Raw genomic sequence first — 14058 nt, 5'->3', positions numbered from 1 at the left:
ATTATTAATTTTCCAATGCTGCTCTAAGATCCTCGATCAGATCTTCCACATCTTCGATACCGATCGATATGCGTACCAGTCCAGGGGTTATTCCCAGCTCGGCGCGGCGTTCTTCCGGAATCGAAGCATGGGTCATACGCGCCGGTACAGAGATCAGACTCTCTACAGCACCCAGACTCTCTGCCAGTGTAAAGTAATGCAATTTGCTAAGGAGCAATTCGGCTGCTTCATTACTGCCTACATCAAAGGAAATGATACCGCCATAACCTTCGGTTTGGCGCGAAGCCAGCTCATGCTGAGGATGCTGCTCCAACCCAGGATAATGTACTTTATTTACTTTTTCATGCTGCACCAGGAACTTCACAATTTCCCGGGCATTGCGTTCAATTGCTTCCATCCGCAGACCTAATGTTTTGATACCTCGAATCAGCAGCCAGGAATCTTGTGGACCAAGAATAGCTCCTACTGCATTTTGGATAAAATGCAGCTCGTCTGCCAGCTTGGCACTGTTTACGACAGCAAGACCAGCGACCAGATCGCTGTGTCCGCCAAGATACTTGGTCGCTGAATGCAGTACAATATCCGCACCCAGTGTCAATGGATTTTGCCAATACGGCGTTGCAAAGGTATTATCTACAATGACCAGCAATTCATGTTCATGAGCAATATCTGCCATTGCGCGAATATCGGTTACTTTGAGTAGTGGATTGGTCGGTGTCTCAATATAGATAGCGCGTGTATTCGGCTGGATGGCTGCCCGTACTGCTTCGGCATCCGTAGTATCCACAAACGTCGATTCCAGGCCCAGACGGCTTAGTACCTTGGTGAAAATACGGTAGGTACCACCATATACATCATCGGTGAGCAGCACATGATCTCCGCTGTTGAACAGAGTGAACACCGCATGAATCGCTGCCATTCCTGACCCAAAAGCAAAACCGCGTTCGCCTTCTTCCAGATCTTTGATTAGCTCTTCCAGGGCATAACGAGTAGGATTACCGGTACGTGAATATTCATAGCCCTGATGAACACCGATACTTTCCTGCTTGTAGGTGCTGACCTGATACACAGGTACGCTTACCGCACCAGTATGGGGATCGCCGGGAATACCGCCGTGGATTAATTTTGTTTTGCGTTTCATAAGATCAAATACCTCCTTCGTAAATGTGCTTACTCAGATAACGTTCACTGCTGTCCGGGAAAATGGTAACGATATGCGCTCCGTCAGGAGCATGCTCTGCTTCGAGCAATGCTGCATGCAGTGCCGAACCGGCAGAACTTCCAATTAACAGCCCTTCCAATCGGGCCAGTTCGCTCACCCGGTTGAATGCATCCTCATCACTGATCGTGTGAATCGCATTAAAATACGATTTGTCGATAAAGTCGGGAATCATCTCCATACCGATCCCTTCCGTTTTGTGCGAACCTGAAGGACCACCGTTCAGGATAGAACCTTCCGGCTCTACGATAACGGTTTTGAGCTCTGGATTTTGTTCTTTCAAATAGCGGGAAGTTCCCATAAAGGTACCCCCAGACCCTGCACCTGCTACGAATATATCCACTTTACCGTTAAGATCTCGCCATATCTCGGGTCCCATTGTTTCGTAGTAAGCTTGCGGATTGGCGGGATTGCTGAATTGTCCAGGACAGTAGGCATCCGGAATCTGCTGTTCCAGTTCTTTGGCTTTTTCTATTGCTCCACGCATTCCAAGGGATGTCGGCGTATGCACAATTTCTGCACCCAGAGCTTTCATCAAGATTTGCTTCTCGATACTGAACTTCTCGGGTACCGCAAAAACAACACGAATCCCTTCATGAATAGCTGCCATTGCAAGACCGATTCCTGCATTGCCTGCTGTTGCTTCGACCAGCGTACCGCCGCGTCTCAGCTTGCCGCTTTCCAAAGCTTCTTTGACAAGTGCCCGTCCTACCCGGTCTTTGACACTGCCACCCGGATTCATAAATTCAAGTTTGGCGAATAACCGAATACCGCGAGTCAGAGAATACGCATTAATCTCTACGAGCGGCGTGTTGCCAATCAGCTCCATTGTATTATTGTATAAAGTCATATTCAGGCTCCTGCTCCTCTTTTAGACCAGTGGTCAATAAATTAAAAAAGTAATGGTATCTATGATGTATATGCCTATGCAGTCCATACTTATAACTATATCCTATTAAACTCATAGGAATTGTATATAAACGATAATTTGAGTATACTGCCGTTTATCAAAAGCGTCAAAGGGTTTCTTTGCTTTTTGAATTAAGAACGAGAACAGACCAATAATAGCATTCCATTAAGATAAAATCCTGGCAACAGTAGAGAGTATTCTATTGTAGAAATCCACTGGAATATACAGCTTTTTTTATTTTATTCTGTACACTTTGAACGTTATACACGCAAATATCCCGCTGAACATTAGCTCAGCGGGATATGGGGTTCTATACTATTTCTGCATTGAATTCCGGGAAAAATCCGATATCAGATCAGTAATAGATACCTTGCTTGAATAGATTTAAAACAACTATTCCGTATATTGAATTATCGTTTCATGCGGTTGATCGCATCTTTGCCATCCTGAATCATATCTTTACCGCGCTCTTTAAGAGACTCATCGTGTGTATTATCTACACGACCTGTAGTACCTGCTGCACCAGTTGTACCTGTTACGCCTGTTGTTCCAGCAGTAGTACGTGTTGTCTGGTCACCACTTACAATCGGCTGACCCGTCTGGTTGATGCGAGCTTCTTCACGTTTTACAGTATCCTGTACTTGCTCTGTGTCCTGAACAGTGCGTTTGTGAACTTCCACTTCGCCAGTTACAACGTTGTGCTTGTCTACATGCACCTGCTCTTCACTTACAGGAATACGGATTTGCTCGCTTTGGCCTACTGGCTCATTCGTTACTTCATTATTAATTGCTCGGCGTTCAATCACAACTTCCTCGTGATTAACCGGAACATTGATTGTTTTTTGCTCTTCTACTACTTCTTTACGGATTTCTACTTCGCCTGTACGAACTTCATTTTTGCTTACATCCAGGCGTTCTTCGCGAAGACGCAGATTCTGCTCGTCTTCACCGGAATCGAACACGCCGTCCATATTAGCTGCTGTTGCAGCAGTAGCGGATGTTCCTGGCGCACCGTTTACAGTAGTAGATGCTGTTGTATCTGCAGCTCTGTTATCCGGAATCGTTGTATCGTTATCATAGTAACGACTGTTGGTTGCATTGTTGGCACGGAAGATATCATAGATGCGGGAGCGGTTGCCTGCTGCGCTGTCTACCATAACCAGAATGTTACCTTCATTTACGTTAGTTTCGTATTCACGAGCTTCATCTTCTGGAATACCCAGACCAATCAGACCGCCTACAAGACCACCTGCACCTGCACCCGCTGCTGCACCTGCCAATGTTACGGCGATTGGACCAGCTGCCATGATCGGTCCGAATACTGGAATAGCTGCAAGACCCAGACCAGCGAGCAATCCGGCTACACCGCCGACCACGCCGCCTGTAGCTGCTCCAGTAGCCAGACCCTCAGGAGCCTTTGTACCTGTTTCCTCACTTATATGTTTAACGTCTTTACGATTTTTGCTGACTACGGAGATATCATCTGTAGAGAAGCCTGCATCTTTCAACTGCTGGATCGCATTACTTGCTTCACTCTCATTTGAAAAGACACCTACGATTTTACGAGTCTCATTGTTCAGGTCCATATTACGGTTGTTTTCATTGTTTTGGTTGTTCAACATAAATTTCATCCTCCTTGGTAGTAGATAAATAGTTGTTCTGGATTCTTACATGTTACGTTCAACCTGTTCTATTTTTAACCAGCTGATGTAAATCGAAACAGGTTAAGTTTTCCAATTCCATTTTTGTGATAATTTTCAGTCAAACAGGTTTGCAGCATGATTGGCGCGGAATACACGGTATATCTCTTCTGTGCGCCCTGTTGCTTCAGCGACCAGAACGAGGATGTTACCTTCCTCCAATTGATCATTGTAGTGGTTAGCTTCCTCTTCCGAAATTCCATATCCTATTAATGCACCAATCAATCCACCAGCCCCTGCACCGAATAAAGCACCAGTGAACATACCGACAATCGGACCGGCTGCCAGGATAGGACCTACACCAGGAATAGCGAATGTACCGATCCCTGCCACCATACCTGCAAGTCCGCCAAAAATAGTCGTCTCGGACATACTGGATTCTTTTTCATATTCAATATCGACACCGGTCTCTCGCTCAATCGCTTTGGCGTCTTCCGGATTTTTGGACAGTACAGAGATATCTCTTTCTTCAAATCCCGCAGCTTTCAATTCACGGATCGTCTGGACTGCCTGTGGTTCATTCCTGAAGACGCCCACGATTTTTTCCATCACTTTATTATGATAGTCACTCATCAGGCTCACCTTCATTCGATTTATTGTCTCCACTCTCTATTAGACGCAAAACAGGGTCCGCTAAACGGACATCCTCAAATCCTTCACCGATATGTCATTGTTATCCCTACCAGAATGCTATTAGAAAGGGACTTCTATTCATTTTTAATTTTTTAAAATATAAAGTAGATCCTTTTATAATTCCTTCCTTTTAGCTAACATGTGTAAACGTATACAACTAACATGTTCTTTGTATTATCTAAAAATCCTCATTATGTAAGGGTTTTCATTATTAAGATGGGCTATACTGAACGAATAGAATAAGCTTGATATGACATCATATTTCACATATTGCCAGACAGGGATGGCTTCGTATGTTTCTAATGGACTATCTGGCGGTCTCGATGCAAGTCTGCGTATTTTTGGTGCTCTTTCATACGCACAGAGCTATTGCACATTCTACATATTTACGATTGCTTAACCGTTTTTTACACTGGGGACATCTCAATCAACGTATAAACCTAATTCTTATGCACTGCATTCCTGTTCATGCTTTTTAATCCAGAAAGGAGGAATAGAATGCCAAAACCCATGGCAGATACCGTTAAGATCGATGGAGTCTCCAATTCGTCGGCACGCAGCAGCCGACACAGTCTACGAAAAAGAATCTCGCGTAACTGGGAGCTTTACCTGCTGATTGCTCCAGCCTTCCTCTACTTCCTTATTTTTCATTATGGACCGATGTACGGCATTCAGATTGCTTTCAAAAACTTTATGCCTGCCCGAGGTATTACAGAGAGTCCGTGGGTAGGATTCGATCATTTTATCCGTTTTTTTAACTCTTATTATTTCTGGGATCTGATTCGTAATACACTGACGATTTCCCTTTACCAACTGATCGTAGGTTTCCCGCTGCCCATTCTGTTGGCGCTGGCTTTTAACGAGATCAAAAATGGATGGTTCAAACGAACAGTTCAGACCGTAACTTATGCTCCCCATTTCATCTCGGTTGTTGTCATGGCCGGTATTATCGTCACATTCCTGTCTCCGTCTACCGGTATCATTATCAATATTATTGAATGGCTTGGCTTTACAGCGCCTAACTTTTTGACCGACCCGGCATGGTTTAAGACGATGTATGTATTATCCGGCGTATGGCAAAGTACAGGCTGGGGAACAATTATTTACCTGGCTGCCTTGTCCGCGGTTGATCCACAGCTGCATGAAGCTGCAATAATGGATGGAGCGAGCCGCTGGCGCAGGATTATCCATATTAATATTCCAACGATTATTCCGACGATTACCATTTTGCTGATCCTCAATGTGGGCAGCATTCTCGGTGTCGGTTTCGAGAAAATATTACTGCTGCAAAATCCGCTGAATATGAGCTCATCCGATGTTATTGACACTTTTGTGTATCGAACAGGTTTACTGAATGTACAATACAGCTTCTCTACCGCAGTGGGTTTATTCAACTCGGTGATTAATGCTATTCTGCTGATCGCTGTCAATCAGATCGCACGGAAAACAAGTGAAAACAGCCTCTGGTAATGATGAGGCATTGATGTCCGAATAAAGGAGGCATTTCACCATGGCTGCTGTTATCAAGGAAAGCAAAGCAGACCGCATTTTCCTGCTATTCACGTATCTGTTTCTGGCTATTGCTCTACTCTGTGTATTGTATCCATTGGTATACATTGTCAGCGCATCGATCAGTTCACCTACCTATGTCAATTCCGGTGAAATGTGGCTGCTGCCCAAAGGCATTACTTTTGAAGGATACCAGCGTGTATTCGAGAACCAGGCCATCTGGCGCGGTTATGCCAATACGATTCTATACACGGTAGTAGGTACGCTGGTGAATCTGCTCGTTACGATCCCGGCAGCATATGCACTCAGTCGTTCCGATTTCGTAGGACGCGGATTCTTTATGGGGATGTTTCTGGTTACGATGTTCTTTGGCGGCGGTCTGATTCCGACTTACCTGCTGGTCAAAGAACTGGGATTAATCAATTCGATGTGGGCGCTTATTCTGCCGGGAGCTGCTTCGGTATGGAATATCATCGTTGCGCGGACTTTTTTCCAGTCTACGCTTCCCAAGGAACTGCAGGAAGCAGCACATATCGATGGCTGTACCAATCTGCGGTTGTTCTGGAAAATTGTTATTCCACTCTCCTCTCCAATTATCGCCGTTATGGCTTTGTTCTACGGAGTAGGTCACTGGAACAGCTATTTCAATGCACTGGTCTACCTGAATGATGAAGCCAAATATCCTCTGCAAATGGTACTGCGGCAGATTCTCGTTCTGCAGGAAATGAACAGCAGTGGAATTGGTACCGCTACCAGCGGCGAAACGGCAATGGCGATGAATGCCCGGGCCGACGTAGCTGCTCTGCTGAAGTATGCTGTTATCATTATCTCCACACTGCCGATTATTGCCATCTATCCGTTTTTGCAGCGTTATTTTGTACAAGGCGTCATGATTGGTTCTGTCAAAGGCTGATTGCTTCTAATCTGCAAGACTAGATATATTCTATCTACAAATTCAAAGGAGGATTATTATGACTCATTCCACATCTTCTCGTTCCCAAGCGTCAAAGTCTGGAGTGACCCGCTTCAGAGCACCCAAAGCAGCGGCGCTGGTATTGTCATTTGTACTCGGGGCTTCGCTGCTGGCAGGCTGTTCGGACTCTGCCGAACCCAAGGCAGGCAGTCAGGAATCCGCAGCCAAGGTGAATAAAGAAGGCTTCCCGATTGTCAAAGAAAAAGTAACGCTCCGAATGATGGGACCTGATGTAGGAGTACAAAAGTGGGCAAACATGCCTGCTTTTCAGGAAATGGAAAAAAAGAGCGGCATCTCTTTCCAGTTCGATAATCCTCCACTTGAAAGTTTTGAGACCAAAAAGAATCTGACATTTGCCAGTGGTGAATATCCCGATATTTTCTACGCGTCTTCCTTAACACAAGCAGATGAAGTCAACTATGGAAGCCAGGGTATTCTGCTGCCGCTGGAAGGCCTGATTGACAATTATGCACCCAACCTGAAGAAAATCCTGGACGAAAACCCGGAAATCCGCAAATCGATCACGACACCGGATGGTCATATTTATTCCCTGCCGGTAATCAATCAGCAGAGTATCTGGTATCGCAGCCCGATGTGGTATAACGGCGAGTTCCTGGATGCACTGAAAATCGATCACAACAAACTTCCAAAAACGACGGAAGAGCTGTATGACCTGCTGGTTCGCTTCCGTGATGAAGATCCAAACGGTAATGGCAAAAAAGACGAAATTCCGTTAGTTTCGGTCAAATTGGACGATATCCGTTCATGGTTGCTGGGCGCATGGGGAATCTATGGCGAAGATATCTATAACGATGCCAACGGTAAAGTACACTTTGCCCGTACGGAAGACGGTTATCGTGAATTCCTGACGTATATGAACCGTCTGTGGAAAGAAAATCTGCTGGATCACGAGACATTCTCCCAGACTCCCGAACAGAAAAAAGCCAAAGGCGCCAATAATCAGGTCGGATTGTTCCAGGACTGGCATGCCTACTTTACCCATGGCGGGGAACCAACAACCAATGATCCAATGTTCGTCCCTGTGAAGAGCGATAGTGTAGACAAACCGGCAGTTGCTATTCATCCAGGATTATCTACAGGTTCATTTGCTATTACCGAAAGCAATCCGGCACCGGAAGCCTCGATCCGCTGGGTAGATTATATGTACAGTTATGAAGGAGCCATGCTGTTTGACAAAGGACCGGAAGGTCTGATGTATAAAACAGTAAATGCCGAAGATCATACCAAAAAGTGGCTGCCTCTTCCCGACAAATTCAATAGCCGCGAAGATTATCGCGGTACACTTACACCGAACTATGGTACGCCTGCTCCTACCCTACTGAGTCCCGATCTGCAAAAAGGACTAAAAGAAGAATTCGATGTATGGGTAGATAAGCAAAATGAAGAGAAAATTCTGGCATACGATCCACAGCCTCCATTCCCGATTCTGTATCTGACACCGGAAGAACAGGCCGAGATCTCCAGTCTGCGCTCTGATATGGATACGTATGTACAGCAGATGGAAGCAAAGTTTGTTACCGGTCAGGAACCTCTGAGCGGCTGGGACAACTATCTGGCTACCGTCAAGCAAATGGGCAGTGATCGCATGATCGAGATTTACCAGACAGCATACGATCGCTGGAAATCAAGCTAAACCTACTCTTTTGATTTACCACTTCGCTTTATTTCATTATTATCTAGCACGGATATTAAATATTACATCCAAAATGGCAATATTATAGTGCAGCATACTACTCTCACAATACGATCAAATAAACCGCCCTGATGATACCAGGGCGGTTTATTTATTGTCTATTTGTGTATCCCATCAAAATGTAAACGTATTCATATATAGTTGGATCAGGAAATGGAATCCGCACGGTCGATGCTACTATCTTCTTCAGAATGAAGTTTGCGATACTGTCCTGGCGTACATCCCATTTCTTTTTTGAATTTGCGAATAAAGTTGGCGGTATCCAGATATCCGACACGCACAATAATATCCTTGAGCGGATCAGCGGTATGGGTAATCTGACGAATAACCTCATCTCGGCGCAGCTGCCAGATATACTGGGAGAATGTCTGTCCGGTCTTCTCCTTGAATGTACGACTAAGGTACGAACTGGAGATTGAGAATTGCTGTGCCAGTCCTTCCAGACTAAGTGCATAATCGCAATAATGTTCATTTACATAAATGACGACCTGATCCATCATGGAGACCTGTTCCGTCTCCTGCTTGTGCTCGGCACACTCACAGATCCGCACCGCCAGCTGCTGCAGACGATGTTCCAGCTCCTCTGCGGTCTCAAAGCCCGATAATTGCGGCATATCACGCAGACTGTTCAGCAGACCAGCTTCCGAAGCTGCACGCAGCACCGTATTCAGCAAATCGAATAATATACAGCGCATCAGAGGCAATGCCAGCGAACGATCATGCACATTTGCAGTAATACTATGGATCATATGCGAAGCGACTTGTATATTGCCCTGCTTCAGACTCTGGGTCAGCTTGAGCAGCGATTCCGGACTGATCCAGTACTGCTCACTGTCACTGCTGCCTGTCTCTTCATGCAGCTGACAGAAGTACGTTACACTCGCCTGCTCGCTGATTACCCGGTACTCCATTGCTGTCGCAGCCTCAATAAAGGACTGATTGATCTCGGTCAGCTGAGCATAGCTTGTACCGACACCTACAGTCGGCATCGCATGATAATGATCATATACGATTCTGCGCACTGCTTCGACAATGTCAGTCATCCGTGCATTACCATCTTGAACATCTCCAGGCTTCCAGCACACAGCCAGCGCCAACCGGTTGCTTGATGAGTACTCTACGCCATAGACATGTGCCTGCAGCTCATCCAATTCTACTTCAGCCAGAATCTCGGGCAGGCTTGGATACGGACTGAGCATCTCATCCAGCAGCTCTACATTGGGATGCTGCTCCGACGAATGGGATACGGTATCGTTCACAAGCGACTCTCCCGAGATAATCATGACAAAGTAATGCTGTCCATCTGCGCGCAGACCCAGCGTATCAATAAGCCGCAGTGTCTCCGTATCCTCGGGCTGTCCGTGTTTCATCAGCATGAGCAGGCATTGATGACGTACATACGGCTCCTGCAGATCCATCCGATCCCGGTAATCATGCAGCGTCTGCCGAATCCAGGCCCATTCGTTATGCGAAGCCGATACCAATGGCTGAATAGATGAATCTTTGTCATTGGATTGGGCAAATTCCACCAAGTCACGCAGCGGACCATACTGACGTCTCGCCAGCAATAGTGCCACCGGTATACCTGCCAGAGCAATCATCGCAAATATCAGCACAATCAGTGTCTGTACATGGAAAATCCGGCTGAAGAACTGATCGCTCGGCATCGTTGTAATATAAGTCCAGCCATTCTCCTCCGAATGTACGGCAACCACAGACTGCTGCTTACCATTCAATTCCATATTATGAATACCCGGTGTAAGACCCGCCAGTGTACCCAGCTCATTGGCATGAACAGCCTGATCATGATTGTTGGATGTCAGCACCTGACCATGATTATCAAAAATATAACTATTTCCTTTGAAATCGCTCAGAATAGAATCCATCATCCCCGTCAGCCGGGATTCATCAATCAAATAAACGACCGTTGCATAAGGATACGCATCCGTCGGCTTGATCGGCACCATATGTACCAGCATCGAAGAAGGACGCGAATTCACATTCACCTGTTCGGCAGGACGCGTCATCGGATAACGAATTTTGTTCAGATCGCGCTGGATAGCGTCTGTACTCCAGCCATCGAATTTATACGTTTTGTCAAAGACAACATTCAGATTACTTAGCCCCTGTGAAGAGTAAATAACCGAATCATCATGAAAATACAAAAACAGATCATCAATAATCGAGCTGTTCGCCCGGTAACGATCCAGTGTCTTGATCGCTTCGCTGCTGTAGTAAGGATGTTTGACCATATACGGTGTCAGATTATTATCATAGCTCATACGAATAGCAATATCGCGTAGCTCTGTCATTCGTCCATCAATCGTTGAGCGTACATGATTCAACTGATTAACATTTGATTGCTCAATTTCACTGCGCAGGCTGTTAACTGCACTATGGTAAATCAGCACCGTAATTATAATGAGGGGAATCCAAAAGATTAACAGGTAGGAAACTACATAACTTCGCAGTAAACGTGAGCCTTTATGTTTTAATTTCATCCGTCTCCTCCTCGGCTGCACCAGCCTTATACACATGTCGCTCTGGACATGAGTGAATGATGGAACTCGTTACAACACAGAAATGGCGGAATGGAAAATAATAAAGTGACCCCTGATTTACAAAATATCGATATACCAGGCAGGAATACATCAATTGTAGCTTATTTTCGTTATCTGAAAAGGCTTAACTTCATATTTATTACAAATATAGTTCTTTTTGATCACCTTTGCTTTACATCGTGTTTACATCTCCCAAAATAAGTATGGGTTCCTTTTTCTCCCATATCTGCTATACTGAATGGGAAATCCCGAATAGAAAGGATGATGAATTATGGTGACTTATCAGTTTTTTCGCAGCCACAAGCCGTATATGACCAACTTCAAATCGGGAGTAGTGAGCGGATAACAAATCATGAGCTCCCGTATACTAAAGGAGCTAACTTACATTGAATTCAAAAGAATATGGATATAATGATTTTTTTGCTGCACAATTCGCAGCATTGGAGCTGCCCGAACAGCTTATTCCTGGCCGTGTCACGGCTGTATTCAAACATGTGATGCGTGTCGTCTCGACTGACGGTGAACATTTAGCCAAGACTAAGTCTTCCTCATTCCGAGATGCCATGCGTACCGACTGGCCAGCGATCGGCGACTTTGTCGCGCTAGAGAGTCATCCGTCAGATACTTCCCTTATCCATGCTGTACTGGAACGCAAAAGTATCTTCCTGCGCGATGATCCTGACCCGGATATGCCGCCTCAGGTCGTCGCTGCCAATTTTGATTACTGCTTTCTCGTTAATTCAGCCAATGACGACTTCAATATTAATCGTCTGGAGCGCTATCTGACCGTCGCCTGGAATAGCGGCGCCACTCCGGTGATTGTACTGACCAAAGCCGATTTGTCCGACAAGCTGTCCTACTATATGGATCAGCTGAATGCCGCAGCCTTTGGGGTCCCGGTATTTGCGGTAGACAGTATTAGTGGTACCGGACTGGATGAACTACGCAGCTTGCTCTCACCGGGAGAGACGATTGTGCTGCTCGGTTCATCCGGTGTCGGTAAGTCTTCTCTTGTGAATGCACTGGCTGGTGAAGAGCGTATGAAGACCAGCGGAATTCGTGAAGATGATGCACGCGGCAGACATACTACGACCCACCGGGAGATGCATCTGCTGCCAAGCGGGGTTATTGTGATTGATACACCGGGCATGCGAGCACTCGGAATTGGTAATGCTGCAGCAGGTTTGGAAGAGACGTTCCAGGATATTGAGGAGATCGCCCAGCATTGCCGATTCGGGGACTGTTCTCATCATAACGAACCTGACTGCGCTGTACAGGATGCTCTCGAAAATGGAACGCTTGCCCGCAAGCATTATGCCAACTGGGAAAAGCTGCGTAAAGAGCTGGCTTATAATGAACGCAAAAACAATATCCTGCTGATGCGTCAAGATAAGCAGCAATGGAAAGCAATCAGTAAGCAGCATCGTGCCAAACCAAAGAAAAAAGTATAATCTCTGCCGCAGTCGGTATTAAGACGGCTAGAGCACTTATAAAATCAACAATTCCAAAAATAAGCAACTCCAAAATAAATAACTAAAAAGCCGCTGACCCTTTCAACCCGGTCAGCGGCTTTTTATAATGAAATCCATATTACATGGTTATGCATTTACAGGTAATGTGTAAGCAGCATTTTTTACTGTTACATTTACTTTGTATTTTTACATGGCAGATTCTATGGACTCCTTGCTCACTATTACAAAATCACAACTTCCGGCTCCGGCACAAAACCAAACCGGTTGTTGATCGAATCCTGCACCATCTGGATCAGATACAGAATATCCGAGGCTGTGGCTCCGCCGATATTCTGTATGAAGTTGCCGTGATATGGCGAGATGCGTGCCTGTCCATGGATCGTGCCACGCAGACCGAGCTGATCAACCAGCTTACCAGTGGGCTGACCAAAGTCATAATTATTTTTGAAGACCGATCCACAGCAGGCATAATCAAAATGCCGCTTGCCTCCACGATCTTCGATCACGATTCCGAACATGTCCGGAACCTTGTACCCCTGTTCCTCCAGACGCGGAATCCAGTTTCGGTAATACTGGAAATACTGCGGCAGACTGGAAGAAGCCGTGCTCGCTTTTACCATCTCACGCATAATCGCTTCCCAGGCAGGCTGATCCGGAAGCATATACTCCCCAATATTCAGATCTGCGCCTACAATAATCCATGGATTCTGCTGGAAAATGGATTGCTTGTAAGCATAGTTACACTCGGCAACTCCAATGGTCTGCAGACCGCGCTCCGGATGCTGCGCATCGATGTAATATACTTTATCCAGCAAATCACTGATCTCATGGTTAAAATATTTGGCATTCATATAAATGCCTGCGCCCATTGTGCCTGGCAGCAGGTACGTAAACTCCATGCCCTGTATTCCCGTATAGACTCCGATCAGCGCCAACCAGGTCATCGGCACACCTGCCGAGACGAACAGCTTGCTTTCGGAGAATTTCAATTCTACATGTTTTTTCATCGATAGGAAAAGGGTATCGTCCTGCGGCTGATCCGGAAACAGAATATTCGATCCCATACCGAACCATTTTACATCCAGCCCTTTATGCTGACTGCCTTCCAGCAGAGCGATAATCTCTTCGGTGGTCGCAGGCTCAGCCAGATGTCTGGCTGTCCCTCCAATTTCATAAGTTGAATATGGAGCCAGACTTGCATTCATGCTGCATAACTTATCAAAATGTAATGTATTCAAATTCATCGTAACTCCTCTGCTTGCGCTGGCATTCATTAATTGACATCTTATCTATTATAGATAGCATTTACTGAAAACCCAAGCATAAAAAAATAATATTTTTCTCATTTTCGTCATCTTTTTATACAT

General features: G+C 45.6%; 10 protein-coding genes. 4 read left to right on the top strand and 6 right to left on the bottom strand.

What is annotated here, in order from left to right; genetic code table 11:
• Nucleotides 1-4: 4 nt before the first annotated feature.
• The 4 genes from H065_RS0105935 to H065_RS25335 all read right to left on the bottom strand — a co-directional run bounded on the left by H065_RS0105935 (nucleotide 5) and on the right by H065_RS25335 (nucleotide 4402).
• Complete coding sequence (locus H065_RS0105935; RefSeq protein WP_017812109.1) at nucleotides 5-1141, bottom strand: bifunctional cystathionine gamma-lyase/homocysteine desulfhydrase; 1137 nt, start codon at nucleotides 1139-1141, stop codon at nucleotides 5-7.
• A 4-nt stretch (nucleotides 1142-1145) separates the two neighbouring features.
• Entirely contained in the window at nucleotides 1146-2069 is a 924-nt protein-coding gene (locus tag H065_RS0105930; RefSeq protein WP_017812108.1) for a PLP-dependent cysteine synthase family protein, read from the bottom strand.
• A 470-nt stretch (nucleotides 2070-2539) separates the two neighbouring features.
• Nucleotides 2540-3751, bottom strand: a complete 1212-nt coding sequence (locus H065_RS27300) for a YsnF/AvaK domain-containing protein (protein ID WP_017812107.1) — start codon at nucleotides 3749-3751, stop codon at nucleotides 2540-2542.
• Between the two features lie 135 nt (nucleotides 3752-3886).
• Nucleotides 3887-4402: a general stress protein gene (locus H065_RS25335; RefSeq protein ID WP_046228087.1), complete on the bottom strand. Its 516-nt coding sequence runs from the start codon at nucleotides 4400-4402 to the stop codon at nucleotides 3887-3889.
• A 558-nt stretch (nucleotides 4403-4960) separates the two neighbouring features.
• Between H065_RS25335 and H065_RS0105915 the strand changes: the two genes are divergently transcribed.
• The 3 genes from H065_RS0105915 to H065_RS0105905 are packed head-to-tail and all read left to right on the top strand — an operon-like array spanning nucleotide 4961 to nucleotide 8598.
• On the top strand, nucleotides 4961-5932 hold the full coding sequence (locus tag H065_RS0105915) for an ABC transporter permease (protein WP_017812105.1): 972 nt from the start codon (nucleotides 4961-4963) through the stop codon (nucleotides 5930-5932).
• A gap of 40 nt (nucleotides 5933-5972) precedes the next feature.
• Nucleotides 5973-6884 (top strand): carbohydrate ABC transporter permease, encoded by a 912-nt coding sequence (locus H065_RS0105910; protein ID WP_017812104.1) that lies wholly within the window; start codon nucleotides 5973-5975, stop codon nucleotides 6882-6884.
• 58 nt (nucleotides 6885-6942) lie between these two features.
• Nucleotides 6943-8598: a type 2 periplasmic-binding domain-containing protein gene (locus H065_RS0105905; RefSeq protein ID WP_017812103.1), complete on the top strand. Its 1656-nt coding sequence runs from the start codon at nucleotides 6943-6945 to the stop codon at nucleotides 8596-8598.
• Between the two features lie 206 nt (nucleotides 8599-8804).
• Here the strand turns inward: H065_RS0105905 and H065_RS0105900 are convergent, their stop codons facing one another.
• Nucleotides 8805-11159, bottom strand: coding sequence for an AraC family transcriptional regulator (locus H065_RS0105900; protein ID WP_017812102.1), 2355 nt, complete (start codon nucleotides 11157-11159; stop codon nucleotides 8805-8807).
• A 446-nt stretch (nucleotides 11160-11605) separates the two neighbouring features.
• On the opposite strand from H065_RS0105900, the gene rsgA reads away from it, so the two are divergent.
• Nucleotides 11606-12670, top strand: coding sequence for a ribosome small subunit-dependent GTPase A (gene rsgA, locus H065_RS0105895; protein ID WP_017812101.1), 1065 nt, complete (start codon nucleotides 11606-11608; stop codon nucleotides 12668-12670).
• Between the two features lie 242 nt (nucleotides 12671-12912).
• On the opposite strand, the gene murB is transcribed toward rsgA, so the two are convergent.
• Nucleotides 12913-13935, bottom strand: coding sequence for a UDP-N-acetylmuramate dehydrogenase (gene murB, locus H065_RS0105890; RefSeq protein WP_017812100.1), 1023 nt, complete (start codon nucleotides 13933-13935; stop codon nucleotides 12913-12915).
• Nucleotides 13936-14058: the final 123 nt, after the last annotated feature.

The sequence above is a fragment of the Paenibacillus shenyangensis genome (assembly GCF_000346635.1).
Classification (GTDB): domain Bacteria; phylum Bacillota; class Bacilli; order Paenibacillales; family Paenibacillaceae; genus Saccharibacillus; species Saccharibacillus dauci.
Note: the sequence above shows the minus strand (reverse complement) of the source record. Positions and strands in the feature narration are given on the sequence as shown.

Bases quoted from the DNA above. Each gene is read 5' to 3' on its own strand.
- H065_RS25335 (WP_046228087.1), bottom strand. From the start codon at position 4,402: ATGAGTGACTATCATAATAAAGTGATGGAAAAAATCGTGGGCGTCTTC.
- H065_RS0105910 (WP_017812104.1), top strand. From the start codon at position 5,973: ATGGCTGCTGTTATCAAGGAAAGCAAAGCAGACCGCATTTTCCTGCTA.
- H065_RS0105935 (WP_017812109.1), bottom strand. From the start codon at position 1,141: ATGAAACGCAAAACAAAATTAATCCACGGCGGTATTCCCGGCGATCCC.
- H065_RS0105915 (WP_017812105.1), top strand. From the start codon at position 4,961: ATGCCAAAACCCATGGCAGATACCGTTAAGATCGATGGAGTCTCCAAT.
- murB (WP_017812100.1), bottom strand. From the start codon at position 13,935: ATGAATTTGAATACATTACATTTTGATAAGTTATGCAGCATGAATGCA.
- H065_RS27300 (WP_017812107.1), bottom strand. From the start codon at position 3,751: ATGTTGAACAACCAAAACAATGAAAACAACCGTAATATGGACCTGAAC.
- H065_RS0105905 (WP_017812103.1), top strand. From the start codon at position 6,943: ATGACTCATTCCACATCTTCTCGTTCCCAAGCGTCAAAGTCTGGAGTG.
- H065_RS0105930 (WP_017812108.1), bottom strand. From the start codon at position 2,069: ATGACTTTATACAATAATACAATGGAGCTGATTGGCAACACGCCGCTC.
- H065_RS0105900 (WP_017812102.1), bottom strand. From the start codon at position 11,159: ATGAAATTAAAACATAAAGGCTCACGTTTACTGCGAAGTTATGTAGTT.